This window comes from Paenibacillus mucilaginosus 3016 (assembly GCF_000250655.1).
Lineage (GTDB): Bacteria > Bacillota > Bacilli > Paenibacillales > NBRC-103111 > Paenibacillus_G > Paenibacillus_G mucilaginosus.
Map to the genome: position 1 here is coordinate 3,770,182 of NC_016935.1, position 19,320 is coordinate 3,789,501.

Annotated in this window: 18 protein-coding genes and 1 pseudogene; 17 read left to right on the top strand and 2 right to left on the bottom strand. The window is 61.0% G+C overall.

Annotated features, from left to right (window positions below):
- Nucleotides 1-116 precede the first annotated feature (116 nt).
- Nucleotides 117-743, bottom strand: coding sequence for a PAQR family membrane homeostasis protein TrhA (gene trhA, locus PM3016_RS16285; RefSeq protein WP_014370167.1), 627 nt, complete (start codon nucleotides 741-743; stop codon nucleotides 117-119).
- Between the two features lie 193 nt (nucleotides 744-936).
- Entirely contained in the window at nucleotides 937-2,298 is a 1,362-nt protein-coding gene (locus tag PM3016_RS16290) for a hypothetical protein (RefSeq protein WP_014370168.1), read from the bottom strand.
- Between the two features lie 647 nt (nucleotides 2,299-2,945).
- Between PM3016_RS16290 and PM3016_RS16295 the strand changes: the two genes are divergently transcribed.
- The 17 genes and pseudogenes from PM3016_RS16295 to PM3016_RS16375 all read left to right on the top strand — a co-directional run bounded on the left by PM3016_RS16295 (nucleotide 2,946) and on the right by PM3016_RS16375 (nucleotide 19,280).
- Nucleotides 2,946-4,928, top strand: a complete 1,983-nt coding sequence (locus PM3016_RS16295; RefSeq protein WP_014370169.1) for a methyl-accepting chemotaxis protein — start codon at nucleotides 2,946-2,948, stop codon at nucleotides 4,926-4,928.
- Between the two features lie 234 nt (nucleotides 4,929-5,162).
- Complete coding sequence (locus tag PM3016_RS16300) at nucleotides 5,163-6,221, top strand: CobW family GTP-binding protein (RefSeq protein WP_014370170.1); 1,059 nt, start codon at nucleotides 5,163-5,165, stop codon at nucleotides 6,219-6,221.
- A 62-nt stretch (nucleotides 6,222-6,283) separates the two neighbouring features.
- Complete coding sequence (locus PM3016_RS16305; RefSeq protein ID WP_014370171.1) at nucleotides 6,284-6,760, top strand: Fur family transcriptional regulator; 477 nt, start codon at nucleotides 6,284-6,286, stop codon at nucleotides 6,758-6,760.
- 372 nt (nucleotides 6,761-7,132) lie between these two features.
- A complete protein-coding gene (locus tag PM3016_RS16310) occupies nucleotides 7,133-8,230 on the top strand; it encodes a sulfate ABC transporter substrate-binding protein (RefSeq protein WP_013916777.1) in 1,098 nt (365 codons plus the stop codon).
- 60 nt (nucleotides 8,231-8,290) lie between these two features.
- Entirely contained in the window at nucleotides 8,291-9,127 is an 837-nt protein-coding gene (cysT, locus tag PM3016_RS16315; protein WP_013916778.1) for a sulfate ABC transporter permease subunit CysT, read from the top strand.
- Nucleotides 9,128-9,148: 21 nt separating this feature from the next.
- A complete protein-coding gene (gene cysW, locus PM3016_RS16320; RefSeq protein ID WP_013916779.1) occupies nucleotides 9,149-10,033 on the top strand; it encodes a sulfate ABC transporter permease subunit CysW in 885 nt (294 codons plus the stop codon).
- Between the two features lie 4 nt (nucleotides 10,034-10,037).
- Nucleotides 10,038-11,099: a sulfate/molybdate ABC transporter ATP-binding protein gene (locus PM3016_RS16325; protein ID WP_014370172.1), complete on the top strand. Its 1,062-nt coding sequence runs from the start codon at nucleotides 10,038-10,040 to the stop codon at nucleotides 11,097-11,099.
- 179 nt (nucleotides 11,100-11,278) lie between these two features.
- On the top strand, nucleotides 11,279-12,109 hold the full coding sequence (locus PM3016_RS16330; protein ID WP_013916781.1) for an alpha/beta hydrolase family protein: 831 nt from the start codon (nucleotides 11,279-11,281) through the stop codon (nucleotides 12,107-12,109).
- 166 nt (nucleotides 12,110-12,275) lie between these two features.
- Nucleotides 12,276-12,479 (top strand): YezD family protein, encoded by a 204-nt coding sequence (locus PM3016_RS16335; RefSeq protein ID WP_013916782.1) that lies wholly within the window; start codon nucleotides 12,276-12,278, stop codon nucleotides 12,477-12,479.
- A gap of 230 nt (nucleotides 12,480-12,709) precedes the next feature.
- Entirely contained in the window at nucleotides 12,710-13,294 is a 585-nt protein-coding gene (ssuE, locus tag PM3016_RS16340; protein ID WP_014370173.1) for an NADPH-dependent FMN reductase, read from the top strand.
- A complete protein-coding gene (locus tag PM3016_RS16345) occupies nucleotides 13,291-14,304 on the top strand; it encodes a sulfonate ABC transporter substrate-binding protein (protein WP_014370174.1) in 1,014 nt (337 codons plus the stop codon). Before ssuE ends, PM3016_RS16345 begins: the two co-directional genes overlap by 4 nt.
- A gap of 66 nt (nucleotides 14,305-14,370) precedes the next feature.
- Nucleotides 14,371-15,546, top strand: coding sequence for an FMNH2-dependent alkanesulfonate monooxygenase (gene ssuD / locus PM3016_RS16350; RefSeq protein ID WP_014370175.1), 1,176 nt, complete (start codon nucleotides 14,371-14,373; stop codon nucleotides 15,544-15,546).
- A complete protein-coding gene (gene ssuC / locus PM3016_RS16355) occupies nucleotides 15,543-16,325 on the top strand; it encodes an aliphatic sulfonate ABC transporter permease SsuC (RefSeq protein WP_014370176.1) in 783 nt (260 codons plus the stop codon). The genes ssuD and ssuC overlap by 4 nt, the downstream gene beginning before the upstream one ends.
- Before the next feature lie 127 nt (nucleotides 16,326-16,452).
- Nucleotides 16,453-17,127, top strand: a pseudogene (locus tag PM3016_RS16360) (ATP-binding cassette domain-containing protein); the annotation flags it as partial.
- A 77-nt stretch (nucleotides 17,128-17,204) separates the two neighbouring features.
- The gene (locus PM3016_RS16365) at nucleotides 17,205-17,558 is read left to right on the top strand and encodes a hypothetical protein (protein ID WP_013916789.1); all 354 of its coding nucleotides are present in this window, start codon (nucleotides 17,205-17,207) and stop codon (nucleotides 17,556-17,558) included.
- Between the two features lie 14 nt (nucleotides 17,559-17,572).
- Entirely contained in the window at nucleotides 17,573-18,349 is a 777-nt protein-coding gene (locus tag PM3016_RS16370) for an ABC transporter ATP-binding protein (RefSeq protein WP_014370178.1), read from the top strand.
- A gap of 37 nt (nucleotides 18,350-18,386) precedes the next feature.
- On the top strand, nucleotides 18,387-19,280 hold the full coding sequence (locus tag PM3016_RS16375) for an ABC transporter permease (RefSeq protein ID WP_014370179.1): 894 nt from the start codon (nucleotides 18,387-18,389) through the stop codon (nucleotides 19,278-19,280).
- Nucleotides 19,281-19,320: the final 40 nt, after the last annotated feature.

The window sequence follows — 19,320 nt, forward strand, 5'->3', positions numbered from 1 at the left end:
ACTGTCCATAGGTATACTATGAACGCCGAACGAGGGGGTGCATCGAAAAGGCGGGGGCCTGCGCAAATTGGACGACCGTCCCCGGAGGCACAGGGACAGCCGTTCAGCCGGAGCGTCTACACGTACAGGTACACCGAGATGAAGTGGCAGACCGACCCGGCGAGCACGAACAGGTGCCAGATCATGTGATGGTACGGCAGCCGCCGCCATAGATAAAAGACTGTGCCGAACGTGTACAGCACCCCGCCGATGACGAGCCACATGACGCCCGGCGCGGAGAGCTGCTGCTGGAGCGGCTCGAAGGCGAAAATGATCATCCAGCCCATCCCGATATAGAAGAGGGTGGAGAGGAAGTTGAATTTTTTGACGAAGAAAAATTTGAAGATAATCCCAAGCAGGGCCAGTCCCCAAACGGTGCCGAACAGGCTCCAGCCCAGCGGCCCGCGGATCGTGACGAGCAGGTAGGGCGTGTAGGTGCCTGCGATCAGCACATAGATGGCCGAATGGTCGAGTACTTCAAAGAAGCTGACCCATGGCTCTCTTCGGGCGCTGTGCAGCAGGGTGGAGGCGGTATACAGCAGGATCAGGGACAAGCCGAACACGGTAAAGCTCGCAATGTGCCACACATTGCCGGTCTGCACGGCCTGCAGAATGAGCAGGATGAGTCCGGCGATGCTGAGCAGGATGCCGACACCGTGCGAGATGGCGTTCGCGCGCTCCTGCCGGAGAATGGATTGTTCCAAGGGGAATCAACTCCTGTCCGAATGGGATTCGTGTACATGGAATAAGGAATGCGGAACGGGGCTTGCATGGGGGTTCATCCGGAAAAGGGTCCCGGCATCCGTTCGCTGGTTTCTTCTATTGTACCTCTCCGGCATCCAAATGACCAATGTCTAATTAGGAAACATTCCCGGCCCGAGGGGCAGGGCAAGCGCATCATCCCTTGGCTGCAGCAGAAACCGGGACCCGGCTGCCCGGAGCGATCGTATGGGTCGGCTGATCGGGAACGAGCCACCGTTCCGGCGTATCACGGATGCCGCTCACCTCCAGCTCGAAGGGACCGGCGGGCCAGACATCCGTCTTCAGAAGCACCCGGCTTCCGTCCGGCGCAGCCGCCAGCGGCGAGACGTCCCGGAGCTGCCCCCCTTCAAGGCAGCGGTAGGAGGAGACTGCTGACGCCGAGGCTTCATCGATCCGCTTATCGAATTCGATCACAACCGTCCGGCGGTCTGTCCGCCGGGCGCGCAGCAACCGCGGCGGCTCGGTGTACATGGACAGGCCGATCGAATGCTCGTAGGCCGTCCACATCCGGTAGCCTTCCTCCCGGGCCGTCCGTGCGAAGATATCCAGCCAGGCCCGGCTGCGCCGCATCCGGGCGAGCGACCCGATGTCGGTCTGCACGCCGAGCGGCACATCGGGATGGGAGGCACGGATGTGGCGGACGAACGGGGCATAACGGCGCACGTAATCCGCCGGAAGTCCGGACCGCATCCAGTCCGGCCAATGGGTCTGGAGGATGTGCAGGTCGGGCCGGATCAGGCGGATCATCTCCGCGGCATCGGTGCCCTGCACCTCACGCACGGCACCGACCGGATCCCGTCCGGCATCCACGGCAATCGACCAGGTGGCGATCCGGATGTCCGGGCGCACGCTTCGGGCGCCTCCAGGGCCGTTGATCAGCTCGTGGAGGAAGCGGTTGACCGCCCGGACCCGGAAGTCGATCCAGAGCAGATACCGGGCGCGGTCTCTTTTATAATATCTGGGCGAGGTGCGATGTGTGAATTCGGGCATCTCGCTTCCGCTGAACTCCTTGAAGGCCGCCTGGGCCATCGGCCCAACATCGCCGTATACGCCGGAAGACAAGCCGTTCCACTCCGGCAAATAGGGCTCAGCCACTTCCAGTCCGGTGAAGGGATGCTCCTGGAGCAGGCGGGCGATGCTGCTTTTTTTCCACTTCAGATAGGACGTGCTGTGGGGCGAGAAGCGGAAGTATCCGTCGTCCGTCTTCTTCAGCAGGGTCATCTGCCATTTGGGCCAGTCGGGCGGCAGATGGCCGGTCGAATAGGCGCCGTTGCCGAGCACCATCGCCCATACCTGCATGCCGTGTCTGCGCAGGGCGCGGATCAGGTCCCCGTTCACCCGGGTTTCATCCGTAACGAAGTATCGGACGTTGCGGTAACCGGCAAGGAGCAGCTCGGAGGCGATGCTCTCGGGTGAGCGGTCAAGATAGTACGGGAATGTAGGATCGATCTGGATCGAAGCTTCGATGGGCAGGTGATCTGCAGGGCTCGCGGTCACGATGGGCTGGCCTCCTTTACGGATCCGAGGGTGGGAAGGACGGAAGGGCACTGGAATCAGGTGTCGAATGTAAAGACAACTTGCGGGGCAGATCGGTTGGTTCCACCAGGCAATGCGGTCAGGTGAAGGTAATTTCGAGCAGAAGCAGTCCATGGAAGGCCGTTGAAGGTTATTGGGCAGCTGTAGTCAGTAAAAAGGCTGCTTCAGGCCGTTGCAGGCATCAGCACGTGCAGGGTTCTTATAGTCTAGGTTCCCTCTGTTTCCAGTATTCGCAGGCCGTCTCATTGTTCCAGCAGGCAGCTTCCATTCGGCTTCAGACCGTCGCAGGCAGCCGATGGCAGATTGACGCCCGGGCAGATTCAGACCGGCTTCCGTATGCCCGAGTCAGCTGCAAGCAGTTCCCAGCCCGTTCCAGACTAGTTGCCGGAGAGCTTTGTCTCTATTATTGTACCTGATAGAAGGGCGGCATAGAACAGATGAAGAAGACGCCTTTCTTTGGTTATTGTACAATTTGTCGAAACGTGTTTTAATGATCTTAATAAAGCGCTTACAATTAAAATTCATCTTATCTTCATTCATCAATCTGCCGTAAATAGGAATAGAACGTGAGTTAATCTTACCAAAAAAGTAAAGAACAGGGGTGCTCTATGCCTACCAGATTCCGGTCTCTCACCGGCCAATTCATGCTGATTACCTGTATTGTCCTTATTCTTCTCTTCGGTGCGCTTTACCTGCGGCAGTATCAGGCGGTGAGCCGGCCGATCGAGGACAAGTTCCTCGAGGAGGGCAAGGCGCTGGCCGTTACCCTGGCGAAGACGCTGACGAGCATCACGGAGAACGATCTCAAGAACGGCGTCACCCTGAACGGGGAGTTTCTGCCGGGGGCGCAGCTCCGTACCCGGCTGTTCGACGATAAGCTGACGGTGATCCCGGAGAGCGAGCAGACGGCGGAGCTGCGGCGCAAGGATCCGGAGTATGCAGGACAAAAGCAGAAGCTGTTCGACGGCACGGAGATTCCCCTGTGGCAGTACGAGCTGAAGTACACGAGCAGCTACGAAGCCTATACCGATGAGCGGTGGCAGGGAGTGATCGACAGCACTCTGGTGAATTCGATGGTGGTGTTCGCGCTGCCGACCGCCTATTCGGACAACCCCCAGGAGGCCGGGTACATCGCAACCCATAACAGCACCTATAGCCCGCAGGGCGATGCGTCCAAGGACAAGTGGGGCTCAAGCGGGCTCCTTAGCCAAAAATACCGGGCCAACCGCGTCTTCAATGATGCGACCGGCTACAAGGCGGCGGCGACCAAGGATACGAAGAACCCGCTCGTTCAGGTATATCCTCGGGTGATCGACGGTCGGACGGTGACGATGTGGGATATTTCGTACCCGCTGGTCTTCGGAGGGGAGCACTGGGGGGCGGTACGGGTGGCCATGAATATGGAGAAGGCGGAGGCCATGATCGCCGAGCAGCGGCGTGAAGCTCTCCTGCAGTATGTCTTCATGTTCGCTGCCGTTCAGGTGCTGCTCTTTTTCCTGACCCGCATTCTTGTCGGACGGCGGATCCGGGAACTCTCGGAGAAAACGCGCAGCGTGTTCGCGGACGGAACCGTAGATTTGACCCGTTCCGTGGCGATGGGCGGCCAAGACGAGATCAGCCGGCTGTCCCAGGATCTCGAAGGCCTGTTCGCGGGTCTGCGGGAGACGGCGGCTTCCATTCACATGCTGTCCGACCGGGTGGCCGCCGCGTCCCAGGAGGTGACCGGGCGGGCGGAGGAGACCCGCTTAACGCTGCAGCGGGTGAACGAGGCGGTGCAGGACGTCAGCGGGGGCGCCAGCCAGCAGGCTCAGGGCGCCAAAGAAGGAGCTGTCGCCATGGAAGAGATGGCGGCAGGCATCCAGAAGGTGGCTGAAGCTTCCGGCGGAGTGGCCGCTTCTTCACAGGGCATGGTGGATCAGGTGAACAAGGGCAGGGAGGCTGCCGCCGGCGTGACCGCGCAGATGGACGGGCTCCGCGCCTCAACGGAGCACACGGCCGCGGCGGTCCGCAGGCTGGCGGAGCTCTCCGGCGAGATCCGCCAGTACGCGGGAGTCATCACGTCCCTTGCGGGCCAAACGAACATCCTGTCACTGAACGCTTCGATCGAAGCCAGCCGCAGCAGCGGGCAGGGCAAGGGCTTCGCCGTGATTTCCGGCGAGATCCGCAAGCTTGCCGAGCAGTCGGGGAGCTCCTCGGCCCGCATTACGGAGATGATCGGCGAGATCCAGACGGTGACGCAGGAGGCGGCCGCTTCGATGCTCGGCAATACCAAGGAAGTGCAGCGCAGCGTGGCCATGGTCCGCGATGTGGAAGAGGCGCTCGGTCAGATGCTGCGGATGGCCCGCACGGTCGACGAGCATGCGCAGGACGTCTCTGCGGTGGCGCAGCAGATGTCGGCCGGCACCGAAGAGGTGTCCGCTTCGATGGTCGAGATCGCCGGGATCGCGGAAGGGTCGGCGGGAAGGCTGGGGTCGGCGGCCCAGGCATTCGGTGAACAGCTGCGGCTGATGGACGAGATCACTCGGGCGTCCTCGAAGATGGACGAGCTGGCAGGCGAGCTGCAGGGAAGCATCCGCAAGTTCAAATTCTGATGAAGGGGACCGGACCGGCAAAAAAGGAACGATGAGGAGCATGCTCTGCACGGGATTTCCCGGGGACGTGCTCCTGTTTCCGTTATCTTTGTCATTCTTGTATCGGCTTCCGCTCCATCCATGCGGTCAAATTGACGGGCTCCGGCCGCGGAAGGTAAAATGTGAGTTTAGACAACGCTGCTGCCCGGCTGAGCCGGCAGAGCGGCGGCAAAGACCTGAACGGAGTGATGCGGCATGGATGATAAGAAAGCAGTACCCGTACATATTCTCAGCGGTTTTCTCGGCAGCGGCAAAACCACGCTGCTGACCCGGGTGATCGATTATTACCAGCTCTCCGGCCGTAAACCGGCCGTCCTGATGAACGAGCTCGGCGACGTCAATCTCGACGGGATGCTGGTGGATGAAGAGGTGCCGATGACCGAGATGCTCGGCGGCTGCATCTGCTGCACGATACGCGGCGACCTCGGCATGGAGCTGAAGCAGCTCATCGAAGAGCATGAGCCGGACGCCGTGTTCGTCGAATGCACGGGGGCGGCCAATCCCATCGAGATGCTCGACGGGATCACGGATGCCTCCATGCTGACCCGGGTGGAGCTGAAGTCGGTCGTCACGGTTGTGGATGCGGCGCACCTGCTGGAGCGTTCCCGTACGCCCAAGGCCAGGACGTACAAGCTGATGCAGGACCAGATCCGCTGTGCGACGCAGATCATTCTCAATAAGGCCGATCTGGTGACGCCGCAGGAGCTCCTCGATACCGAGAGCCTGCTCCGGGAGCTGAACGGTACGGCACCGATTACGGCGGCCGTGAAATGCGAGATCGACTTGTCACTCTTCGACCGGCTCGAAGGCGGCGTGGCGGAGCGGCATGCGGCTGCTGCGGCAGCCGGCGGCGCAGAAGCCGGACACCGCGCGTGCAGCCACTCGCAGGAGCCCGGCCATATCCACGACGAGCACTGCGGGCACGGTCATGGGCTTGAAGCAGAGGGAGGGCATACGCACCACAGTCATGATCACGTGATGGTGCATACGCACTATTTCCGTTCCCCGGTGGACAGCGAAGCCTTCGAAGCGATGGTCGGCCGGCTGCCGAAGGAGATTTTCCGCGCGAAGGGGATTCTGCGCTTCTCCGATACGGTCTCCCCGTTCCTCTTCCAGTACGCCTACCGGGAGATGGACCTCATGAAGATCACGCCGAAGGAAGAGCTGCCGAGCGTGGCGGTCTTCATCGGGGAGCACTTCGACAAGCGGGGGCTGGAGGCGGAGCTGGCTGCGCTTGAAAGCGGCCAATCTTGACGGGCGTACGGCTCATGGGGCATTATTAGAAGAGGTCAAGTCTTCACAGGGAAGAGGTCATTATGTCCAAACACGAGCATGCGCACGAGGTTCAAAGCACGATCGACGAAATCGTCGGGGCGATGTCGAGCAAGGGATGGCGGATTACCGACCAGCGCAAGAGTCTGGCGGCCCTTTTCGCCGGCTCCGAAGGCTACCAGTCCCCCAAGGACGTTTATGAACATATGAGGCAGAAGTACCCCGGTGTCAGCTTCGATACCGTCTACCGCAATCTGCGGCTCCTGAGCGAGATGGGGGTGCTCGAGCAGATTTATCTTAACGACGGGCTCAAGTTCCGTGCCCGCTGCCAGACCCATCATCACCATCATCTGATCTGTCTTCGCTGCGAGAAGACGATCCCCTTCGAGTTCTGTCCCATGAAGCAGGTGCCCGGACTGCCGGACGACTTCCAGATCGTTAACCACCGCTTCGAGGTGCTCGGGTACTGCGGCGACTGTTCGCAGTCGCCAGGGGCGCCGTCCGAAGAGCCGGCCGAGTAAGAGCGGTCCCGGGATTTGCGCGGCACCGTTCTTGTCCCAGGCCCATACCCATGCTCCAGGCAAAGGATAAGCGAACCGTAGGTCCCCATACGCAAGATCCAGCCTTCATCTTCGTCTCTCTTTTCGGGAGAGCACGGGATGAAGGCTTTTTTTTGTGCTTCCAAAAAGGAAGGTATAATTTTCTAAAAAACCGATTGACAGGACAGGAGCCCCGATGCTAAGATACGCAATAACAAAGTAAGTTTATCGGAATTATGAATATGAGTGACCGGTCAACCGGAGCGCATATCTTTTGGCATAGGCTGATATCCGCCTAATCCCATCTGATAAACCATATATAAGAAAATATGATAAATGGGGAGCGTCACTCTTATGAAGCGTACACAAAGAAGCCTGCTGGCTCGATTCGGAAGATTCTCGGCATTGACCGTACTGGCCTTGTCCCTTGCAGGCGTCACCGCCTGCGGCAGCAAGGAAACCTCGTCCGGCACCGCACCGGCGGCGGGCGATGGGGCCAAACCGGCAGCCTCGGCGAAGCCGGTGGAACTGCTCAACGTATCCTACGATCCGACCCGCGAGCTGTATGTATCCTTCAACAAAGCGTTCCAGGCGTACTGGAAGAAGGAGAAGGGGCAGGACGTCACGTTCAAGCAGTCCCATGGCGGCTCCGGCAAGCAGGGCCGCTCGGTGATCGACGGTCTGGAAGCGGACGTGGTCACTCTCGCTCTTGCCTACGACATCGACGCGGTGCAGAAGGCCGGCCTGATCGAAGCGGGCTGGGAGAAGGAGCTGAAGGACAACGCTTCGCCTTATACCTCGACGATCGTGTTCCTCGTGAAGAAGGGCAACCCGAAAGGCATCAAGGACTGGGACGATCTCATCAAGCCGGGCGTGCAGGTCATCACCCCGAACCCGAAGACGTCGGGCGGCGCCCGCTGGAACTATGTGGCGGCCTGGGGCTATGCGTACCAGAAGAACAACAAGGATGAGGCGAAAGCGAAGGAGTTCGTGCAGGCCCTCTACAAGAACGTGCCGGTGCTCGATTCCGGAGCCCGTGATTCGACAACGACGTTCGTGCAGCGCGGGATCGGCGACGTGCTGATCGCCTGGGAGAATGAAGCTTATCTCTCCATTAATGAATTCGGCAAGGACAAATACGAGATCGTTACGCCTTCGGTCTCCGTGCTCGCCGAGCCTCCGGTTGCCGTAGTCGACAAGGTGGTTGACAAGAAAGGCACCCGCGAGGTGGCCAAAGCGTACCTTGAATACCTGTATTCGGAAGAAGGCCAGGAGATTGCGGCGAAGAACTATTACCGTCCGCGCCTCGAATCGGTGGCGAAGAAATACGAGAACCAGTTCAGCAAGGTGAACCTCTTCACGATCAACGACGAGCCGTTCGGCGGCTGGACGAAGACGCAGACGACCCATTTTAACGACGGCGGCATTTTCGACCAGATCTATAAGCCGTAACCTGCGTCGTCAGCACCCCAGAATGACAGAATTTTATTAAGGAACGGGAGAACGATATCCATGGCAAAAGCTTGGAAAGAGCGCAGTATTCTACCCGGGTTCGGACTTTCGATGGGTTATACTGTCATGTATCTCAGCCTGATCGTCCTCTTCCCCCTGTCGGCGATCTTCATTAAGACATCGGGCATGGGATGGGATAAGTTCTGGGAAACAATTCTTGACCCTCGGGTCATCGCGGCTTACAAGATCAGCTTCGGCACCGCGTTCGGTGCGGCCCTCATCAATTCCATTTTTGGGTTTATCGTCGCCTGGGTGCTCGTGCGTTACCAATTCCCGGGCCGGAAGCTGGTCGATGCACTGGTGGATCTGCCTTTCGCACTGCCGACCGCTGTGGCCGGGATTGCGCTGACGACAATCTATTCGCAGAACGGCTGGATCGGTTCGCTGCTTGAGCCGCATGGCATCAAGATCGCCTTCACGCCGCTTGGCATCATGCTGGCTCTGACGTTTATCGGCATCCCGTTCGTGGTGCGGACGCTGCAGCCGGTGATGGAGGAGCTCGACAAGGAAGTGGAAGAAGCGGCCGTCTCGCTGGGCGCCGGAAGGTGGCGCACCTTCACGAAGGTCATCTTCCCGGCCCTGTTCCCATCGCTCCTGACCGGATTCACGCTGGCCTTCGCCCGCGCGGTCGGAGAGTACGGCTCAGTCGTCTTCATCTCCGGCAACATGCCGATGAAGACCGAGATTGCTCCGCTGCTCATCATGACGAAGCTTGAGCAGTACGACTATGCGGGGGCTACGGCGATTGCGCTGGTCATGCTCGTCATCTCCTTCATCACCCTGCTGATTATCAATCTGCTGCAGTGGCGGGCGAACCGTCATGTCACCTCAGCATAGCGTGAAGGAGGAGGAGAGAGCATGGCCGGTTATGTAGCCACCGCCGTCCGCACCAAGACGGCTGCCGCCGGGAGACCCCGGCATATAACGGAATCCGGACTCGTCCGGGGGATTCTGATCACGATTGCCCTGCTGTTCCTGGGGTTCCTGCTGATTCTGCCGCTTGTCAGCATCTTCGTCGAAGCCTTCCGCAAGGGCTGGGAGGTGTACGAGGCGGCGCTGGTCGAAGCGGATGCGGCCGCAGCGATCCGCCTGACGCTCACCGTGGCGGCGATCGCGGTCCCGCTGAACCTGGTGTTCGGGGTTGCGGCCGCTTGGGCGATCACGAAGTTCCGCTTCAAGGGCAAGAACCTGCTCATCACGCTGATTGACCTGCCTTTTGCCGTATCCCCGGTCATCTCGGGCCTGATCTTCGTCCTCCTGTTCGGGGCGAAGGGCTGGTTCGGGCCGTGGCTTCAGGAGAACGACATCAAGATCATCTTCGCCCTGCCGGGCATCGTGCTGGCCACGATCTTCGTCACCTTCCCCTTCGTCGCCCGGGAGCTGCTTCCGGTGATGCAGGCGCAGGGAACGCTCGAGGAAGAAGCCGCCGTCACCCTGGGGGCCAAGGGATGGCGGATCTTCTGGAAGGTGACGCTGCCGAATATCAAGTGGGGACTGCTCTACGGCGTGATTCTCTGCAATGCGAGAGCGATGGGCGAGTTCGGCGCCGTCTCCGTGGTCTCGGGCCATATCCGGGGGGCGACGAACACGATGCCGCTGCACATTCAGATTCTGTACAACGAATATAATTTTGCGGGTTCCTTCGCCATGGCGTCCCTGCTGGTACTTCTCGCTGTGGTTACCCTGGCGGTCAAGAGCATCATCGAGTGGAAACATGGGCAGCAGCGCCCGGAGGAGGAGTAAGAACATGCATATCGAGGCCAGACACTTGACGAAAAGCTTTGGCAGCTTCCGGGCGACGGATAACGTAAGCTTCGGTATAGAGAAAGGAAAGCTGATCGGCCTGCTGGGCCCGAGCGGCGGAGGCAAGACAACGATCCTGCGGATGCTCGCCGGGCTCGAGGAGCCCGACAGCGGCGATATCCTGTTCCATGGGCAGCGGGTCAACGACCTGGCGCCGCAGGCCCGGGGCATCGGCTTCGTCTTCCAGAACTATGCGCTGTTCCGGCATATGACCGTATTCGATAACATCGCCTTTGGGCTGACCGTGCAGAAGAAGAGCAAGGCGCAGATCAAGGCCCGGGTGGAGGAGCTCATCGAGCTCACCGGGCTGAAGGGCCTCACCGGCCGGCTGCCGCACCAGCTCTCCGGCGGACAGCGCCAGCGGGTCGCGTTCGCCCGGGCCATTGCGCCGGAGCCGCAGCTGCTGCTGCTCGACGAGCCGTTCGCGGCCATCGACGCCAAGGTCCGCAAGGAGCTGCGGACGTGGCTCAAAGAGATGATCGACCGCGTAGGGATCACGACGATCTTCGTTACCCACGACCAGGAGGAAGCGGTCGAGGTGGCGGACCAGATCATGATCATCAACCACGGACGGCTCGAGCAGCAGGGAACGCCGATCGAGATCTACAAGAAGCCGCGCACGCCGTTCGTCGCCGGGTTTATCGGCGAATCGAACCAGCTGGGGGACATCTCGAACCTGAAGGGCTTCGAGGCGGACCTGCTGCCGAACGCCAGGGCGATCATCCGTCCCGAGTTCATCGAGATCGGACGGCCGGGTGAGGTATCTTATCCTTCGGCGGCCGAGCAGGGCACGGTGAAGCAGGTCTACTTCCGCGGGATCAACTGGCAGGTGGAAGTGGAGGTCGAAGGCGACAGGCTGTTCGCCTACCGGTCGCCGGAGCTGCCGGAGCTGAAGATCGGCGAGCAGGTGCAGGTGCTGATCCACCGGGTCTACCTGTTCAACGAGCAGGATCAGCTTACCCAGGAGAACGGGCTCAAAGGCGATCCGATGCCGGTGCACATTTAACCGCAGAACACTGCGGACGGCAGGGCTGACAGGCGGCCTGCACGGGAACAATGGGTTATGATGGCCGGGCGTTTATAGGGCGGGCCGGCCCACGAAGGCCCCTGCAGTCCGGGCCGTCCGCTCCATAGCGCACGAGGGCGCCATCCTCAGGTTACTTCTTTTCTGAAAGGGGCATAAGCATGGAACATCATATCACGATACGCAGCACAGAAGGGCTCGAGCTCGCTGCTACGCTGCATTACCCCGAAGGGGAAGGAGCTGCCGGGAGGACGTGCGGGAAGTACCCGGTGATCATCATCGCCCACGGCTTCGTAGGCACACGCATCGGCGTGGACCGGCTGTTCGTCCTGGCCGCCCGGGAGTTCGCCAAGACCGGCTACATGGTGCTCCGCTTCGATTACGGCGGATGCGGGGAGAGCACCGGCGAGTACGGGGCCGGGGGCCTCGATTCGATGATCGACCAGACGCGCAGTGTCATCGACTATGTGCTCGACATCGACTGCGTCGATCCGCAGCGGGTCATCCTGCTGGGACACAGCCTGGGAGGCGCCGTATCGGTGCTCACCGCGGCCCGCGACAAGCGGATCAAGACGCTGGTCCTCTGGTCGGCGGTAGGCTACCCGTTCAACGACATCGTAGGGATCACCGGCAAAGCCGCTTACGAAGAGGCGGTGCAGAAAGGCTCTGTCGACTACCTGGGCTATTCGCTCCAGCCGGTGTTCTTCGAATCGCTGCAGAAGCATCAGCCGTTCGAGCAGCTTCGCAAATTCAACGGCGACGTGCTGCTCGTGCACGGTACGGCCGACGAGGTCATTCCGGTCGATTACTGCTTCCTGTTCCAGAAGCTGTTCTGGCTGCGGAGCCAGGGCCAGTGCGACAAGGAAGTGATTTTCCAGGCGGACCACACCTTCACCGGTGCGAAAGCGAAAGCGCAGCTGCTGAGCAAGACCCGCGACTGGCTGCTCTATATCGACAAGCGCAAGCAGGAGTGGAACGACTGGACGATTTGACGCAGGGCATCATTCCGGTGCAGGATGCAGGTAGAGGGCCATCGAGTAAAGGTTAACCCAGGTGAACGCTTACGGTTCCATGGAACGTGATGTGGGCGTTTCTCCTTCACATATAAAGCCGACTAAACACATAGGAATATAATAAAAATTCCCGGAGGGATGCAGAATGGCTAAGCCGCTGGATGTAGATGAATTGTGGACGAAACGGATTATCGGAAGTGTTAACGGGCTGGAATACGGTACCGTTCAGATCGTAGTACATGACGGACGAATTGTGCAGATCGAGAGAACGGAACGCAAGCGGTTTGAATCCGACACGGCCTCCCAGCGGACTGCTGCTGAACCGAAGCAGCACAAGCGGACACCTTAGCCCTTCCGAACAAGCAAGCCAACGACATCCAGAAGCAGCCCGAAGATCAGGCGGGTGCCTGATCATGAAGAAATCAGATAGAACGAACCGCCAACTGAATCAGCAGGGTCTACCGGACCGCCGGAGACCTCCCGAAGTGACGCAGTGCCGCATAGAGGCCGCTGCGACTTCAGGAGGTCTCTTTTGCTGTATCCCAATAATCCAAAGCCAACCGAAGGAGACCAGCCATTATGCCAACCATTGCGATCATTTCCGGAAGTCCGTCCCCCAGCTCCCGCCTGAACGGAGTGCTGCAAAGTGTCGAAGCGAAGCTGAAGGAAGCGGGCATCGAGCTGGAATGGGTGCACGTGCACCAGCTTCCGCCCGAGGATCTCGTCTATACGAAGTTTGATTCCCCTTCGATTATCGAAGCGAACCGCATCGTCGAACGTGCGGCGGGGGTGGTCGTGGCCACGCCGATCTATAAAGCTTCCTATACGGGCGTGCTCAAGGCTTTCCTTGATCTGATCCCGCAGAAAGGCCTGGAAGGCAAAGTAATCCTTCCGCTGGCCATTGGCGGAACGCTCGCTCATCTGCTCGCCATCGACTACGCGCTGAAGCCGGTCTTATCGGCGCTCGGCGCACGCAACCAGCTGCAGGGCGTGTACGCGCTGGACACCCAGGTGAAGCGGCTGGAGGAAGGCGGCTTTGAGGTTTCGGATGAGCTTGCCGGCCGTCTGCATCAGGCCGCTGCCGATCTCGCGGGCGAAGTGCGGCTGCTGCACGGAGCCTCCGCCGTATCGAATCCGAATGACGAAGGAGCTGCGACTGCATGATTGCCTCGGTGCTGAGAAGAACGCTTCAAGCCGGTTTACTGATAACGCTGGTTACCGCTCTTGCCGCCTGCGGCACAGCCGCCCCTCAGGGAACGCAGGGGACCGCCCCCGCTGCACAGGAGGCCAAAGGAGCGGAGCCTTCCGCCAAGGCGAAGGAGGTGCGCATCGGGTTTCAGAAGTACGGGACGATGAACTTCCTCAAGGCGGAAGGGAAGCTGGACGCGCGTCTGAAGGAAGCGGGCTATACCGTGAACTGGACGGAGTTCCCCGGGGGGCCTCAGCTGCTTGAAGCGCTGAATGTCGGCTCCCTGGACCTCGGGCATACCGGGGAAGCGCCGCCGATCTTTGCGCAGGCTGCCGGTGCGCCGCTGGTGTATCTGGCCCACGAGCCGGCAAGCCCGAAGAGCGAGGCGATCCTTGTGCCGGAGAACTCCCCGCTGAAGAGCGTGGCGGAGCTGAAGGGCAAGAAGGTGGCGCTGAACAAAGGCTCCAACGTGCATTATCTGCTCGTCAAACAGCTGGAGAAGGCCGGCCTGAAGTACGGTGACATCCAGACCGTCTTCCTCCCTCCGGCCGATGCGCGGGTGGCCTTCGAGCGGGGCAGCGTCGATGCCTGGGTGATCTGGGATCCGTTCTTCGCGGCAGCCCAGACGGCAACCAAGGCGCGCGTGCTGGCCGACGGGACGGACGTCGTATCGAACCATGAGTTCTATCTTGCTGCCCGCAGCTTCGCGGAGAATAACCGGGAGGTCACGGCGATTCTGCTCGAAGAGCTGAACAAGGTGGATGAGTGGGCGAAGACGAACCAGGGAGAACTCGCGAAGCTGCTCTCTCCGCAGCTCGGCATCGATATCCCTTCGCTGGAGACGGCCTCGAAGCGCCGGGAATACGGGGTGCTGCCAATCGACGACAAAGTGATTGCGGAGCAGCAGAAAATTGCCGACACGTTCCTTCAGGTGGGATTGATTCCGAAGCCGATTCAAGTGAAGGAAGCCGTGCTTTCCAAATAAAGAAAGCGGCACAGCCGCATACGCACCGACAGACTCAAACATGAGATGAAGAGAGGACGATGGAGCATGGAAGTATTCTGGTTTATCCCGACACACGGGGACGGACGTTATTTGGGGACGAACAAGGGAGCAAGAGCGGTGGATTATCACTATATGCGCCAGATTGCGCAGGCGGCGGACCAGCTCGGCTACGGGGGCGTGCTGCTGCCGACGGGCAAGTCCTGCGAAGACGCGTGGATCGTGGCCTCCTCGCTTGTGCCGGCTACGGAGCGGCTGAAGTTTCTCGTTGCCGTCAGACCGGGCCTCATGTCTCCGACGCTGTCGGCCAGAATGGCGGCAACCCTGGACCGCATCTCCGGGGGGCGGCTGCTGATCAACGTGGTGACGGGCGGCGATCCGGTGGAGCTTGCGGGTGACGGACTGTTCCTGGATCACACAGCCCGCTACGATCTCACCGATGAATTCCTGGAGATCTGGAGAAGGGAGCTGGCCGGCGAGGAAGTCACCTATGAAGGCAGGCACCTGCAGGTAGAGGGCGGCAAAGTGCTGTATCCTCCGCTGCAGGGCCCGTACCCGCCGCTGTACTTCGGAGGCTCTTCGATTGCGGCACAGCAGGTGGCTGCAGATCACATCGACGTATACCTGACATGGGGCGAGCCGCCGGCGCAGGTGGAGGAGAAGATCCGCACGATGCGCGCTCTGGCCGCCGAGAAGGGCCGGACACTCCGCTTCGGCATCCGTCTGCACGTGATCGTCCGGGAGACGGCGGAAGCGGCATGGGGAGCGGCGGATGAGCTAATCTCCCACCTCGACGAGGAGACCATCGCGAATGCGCAGAAGGTATTCGCCCGCTTCGACTCCGAAGGCCAGCGGCGGATGAGCGAGCTGCATGGAGGCGACCGGAGCAAGCTGGAGATCTCGCCGAACCTGTGGTCCGGCATAGGGCTCGTGCGCGGCGGTGCGGGAACGGCGCTGGTCGGCGATCCGGAGACGGTGGCCGCCCGGATGAAGGAATACGCGGATCTGGGCATCGAGACGTTCATTCTGTCGGGCTATCCGCACCTGGAGGAGGCCTACCGCTTTGCGGAGCTCGTGTTCCCGCTCCTGCCGCTGAAGGAGCAGGAGGGAGCCCGCCGCAGCACAGGCGCCAAGAACATCTCGCCGTTCGGCGAAATCGTGGCGAACAATGAGCTGCCGAAGCAGGATGCGGCGGCCGGCAGGGAAGAGGTGCACGCGAAGTGAAGGCGGCCTTGCGACTTTCGCGTGCTGCGGAACTCCTGCCCTGGCTTGTGCCCGTCCTCCTGATCGCAGTGTGGCAGCTTCTCGGCCAGACCGGCGTGATATCGACGCGTACGCTCCCGACACCGGTGCAGGTGGTGGAGGCGCTCGTGCTGCTGATCCAGAAGGGAACGATCTTCACTTATATCGCCGTGAGCACGAAGCGGGCGTTCCTGGGCTTCGCGATCGGCGGGGGCATCGGCTTCCTGCTCGGGCTTGTTAACGGCATGTCTCCGCTGCTGGAGAAGCTGACGGACTCCTCCATGCAGATGATCCGCAATATCCCGCACCTGGCTCTCATTCCGCTGGTCATCCTGTGGTTCGGCATCGGCGAAGAGGCGAAGCTGTTCCTGGTGGCGCTCGGCGTCTCCTTCCCGGTCTATCTCAACACGTTCCACGGCATCCGTTCCGTAGACCCGGGACTGATCGAGATGGGCCGCGTGTACGGCCTCAAGGGGCCGGCACTGTTCTGGAAGGTGATTCTCCCGGGCGCGCTGCCGAGCATCCTTGTCGGCGTCCGCTATGCGCTCGGCATCATGTGGATTACGCTGATTGTCGCCGAGACGATCTCGGCGGATTCGGGGATCGGCTATATGGCGATGAACGCGAGGGAATTCATGCAGATGGACGTCGTCGTCCTCAGCATCCTGATCTATGCCCTGCTCGGCAAGCTGTCCGACGTGGCGGCGAAGCTGCTTGAGAAGCAGTGGCTGCAGTGGCATCCGAACTTCAAGAAAGCCTGACCGGGCAAGCGGAAGGAGGGCTCTTCGCATGAGCCGCAAACAGGGAACGGAGCTTAGCATCAAGGGAGTATCGAAGACGTTCGGGGACAAAAGCGTGCTGACCGGCATCGACCTCGAGCTGAAGCCGGGCGAATTCACCGCGATCGTCGGACGAAGCGGCTGCGGCAAAAGCACGCTGCTGCGCCTGGTGGCCGGCTTGGAGGAGCCTGCGAAGGGAAGCATCGCCGTTAATGGGGCGGTAAGCCGGGGCATTCATCCGGATACCCGCATCATGTTCCAGGACGCGAGGCTGCTGCCCTGGCAGCGGGTGCTCGCCAATGTGGAGATCGGCGCTCTGCCCGGCGACAAGGCCTCCGCAGCCGAGGCGCTGAGGCTCGTCGGCCTCGAAGAGCGCGCCGGTGCATGGCCCGGCGTCCTCTCCGGCGGGCAGAAGCAGCGTGTCTCACTCGCCCGGGCGCTGGCCGGCAGGCCGAAGCTGCTGCTTCTGGACGAGCCGCTGGGGGCGCTCGATGCGCTCACCCGCATCGATATGCAGGAGCTCATCGAACGGCTGTGGCTCGAGCAGGGCTTCTCGGCGATCCTCGTCACCCATGACGTCAGCGAGGCCGTGGCGCTCGCAGACCGGGTCGTGCTGATCGAGGAGGGCCGGATCGCGATGGATCTGCCCATCGAGCTGGACCGTCCGCGCGAGAGGGACAGCGGCTTCGTTTACTATGAGAAGCTGATTCTCGACCGCATCATGCAGCGGGAGCGGGGGCAGTCCGTTTCGGGACGCAAACGGGAAATTTCGTTCTCCATATAATCCGACTTTTCGCATAGGAAAATACATTACCATTCGTTTAGCCAGCATCCCATTCCAAATTGGAAGGAGCCCGATCCATGACCGCGTACTCCGCATTACAGGAAGACGTAACCTTTCCCCCAGCCGGTTCGGCCGGTCAAGCCGGCACATCCTCACAGGGCGGGGCTGATGTACTGCAGCTGCCCGACCTGCTCTTCGTCACTTACTGCTTCCGAACGTTCGGTCTGAACCGCGGCATCTACAATACGATTGACGAGTGGCTGTACCGCTACGGGATCCTCGAGATTACGAAGCGGCGGCGGACCGTGATCGCCTTCCTGTCGGAGCAGCAGCGGCAGGGCAGGCCGCCCGGCACTTATCTCAAATTCGGGAAGGGCGCATTGACCGGGCTGCTCCACGATTTTGTAACGCACGGACCACAACAAGGTTAGAGGAGGCACCGCGCATGAGCGTCGTTGCGATTGACATTGATATACCGGAAAAGAGTTTCTCCACCCCGCAGGGAAGCGTTAAGGCGCTGCAGGATATCCGCCTGAACATCCGGCAGGGGGAATTCATCACGATCATCGGCCCGAGCGGCTGCGGCAAGAGCACCCTGCTCAAGATTATCGCCGGGCTCGACACGGAGCATGGGGGGCGCGTGCTGCTCGAGGGCCAGCCGGTGGTGAAGCCGGGCATTGACAAAGGGTTCATCTTCCAGGAGCATCGTCTCTTCCCCTGGTTGACCGTCGAGAAGAACATTGCGGCGGATCTGCCGCTGAGCCGCCCGGACGTGCGGGCCAAGGTCGACGAGCTGATCGCTCTCGTGCGGCTGCAGGGCTTCGAGAAGTCTTATCCCCGCGAACTGTCGGGGGGGATGAGCCAGCGGGTGGCGATTGCCCGGGCTCTGCTCCGCAGTCCCAAGGTGCTGCTGCTTGACGAACCGTTCGGCGCGCTCGACGCCTTCACGAGAAGCCACCTGCAGGAGGTGCTGCTCGATATCTGGCAGAAGAACCGCACCACGATGATCCTGGTGACGCACGACATCGACGAGGCGGTGTTCCTCGCGAACCGCGTCATTGTCATGGACGCCAGACCCGGCACCATCCGCCAGATCGTGCCGGTCGACCTCCCGTTCCCCCGCAAGAAAGCGAGCTCTTCCTTCCTCGAATTCCGCAAGGCGGTGCTGAGCGAGTTCGAGCGCGTCGACGAGCTGGAGCTGGTGGACAGCTCGGGGATCTGATGAACGGTACAAACCGAGAAGAGAGGAAGTAGACACGATGAGTCAAACGGAAGCCGTAAGAAGCCCGGGCGGTGTGATCGTCCAGGAGGGGGGCTCGGGCCGGCAGACGCCTGCCCCGTCGCAGCCGTCCGCGAAGTATGAGGACCGCGTAAAATCGCAGAGGCGCAGGGAGCTGTGGAACGCGATATGGCGGGGCAGTGTGCTGCCGGTGACCATCCTGGCGGTGTGGCAGCTGCTGGGAAGCTTCGGGGTCGTCTCCGAGACGATCCTCCCGACACCGGCCGCCATCGTGCAGGCGTTCTGGGAGCTGCTTGTCTCCGGCGAGCTGCTCGGGCATCTGGAGATTTCGCTGTGGCGAGCAGCCGTAGGCTTCGCGGTCGGCGGGACGCTCGGGCTGCTCCTGGGGCTGGCGGCGGGTCTGTTCCGCGGCGTGGAGCAGTCCGTCGATCCTTCGATCCAGATGCTGCGCACGGTGCCGCATCTGGCCGTGACGCCGCTGTTCATTCTGTGGTTCGGCTTCGGCGAGTTCTCGAAGATTCTGCTGATTGCCAAAGGCGCTTTCTTCCCGCTGTACGTCCAGACGTTCCTCGGCATCCGCAGCGTCGACTCCAAGCTCTTCGATGTGGCGCGGGTGCTCGAATTCAGCCGGCTGCAGCAGGTGACCAAGCTGGTGCTGCCTGCCGCACTGCCGAACATTCTGCTCGGCCTGCGGCTGTCGATCGGGGTGGCTTGGCTAGGTCTCGTCGTAGCGGAGCTCATGGGCTCCAGCGAAGGGGTCGGCTACCTGATCCTCGACGCGAGACAGTTCTCGCAGACGGCTGTCGTCTTCGTGGGGATCGTCATTTTTGCCACCGTGGGCAAGGGCTCGGACTCGCTGGTCCGCCTGCTGGAGAAGCGCCTGCTGAAGTGGCGGGACAGCTATAAGGGCTAAGATCCGGACCTGGCTTTCGGACTTTCCCGATATAAGGAGG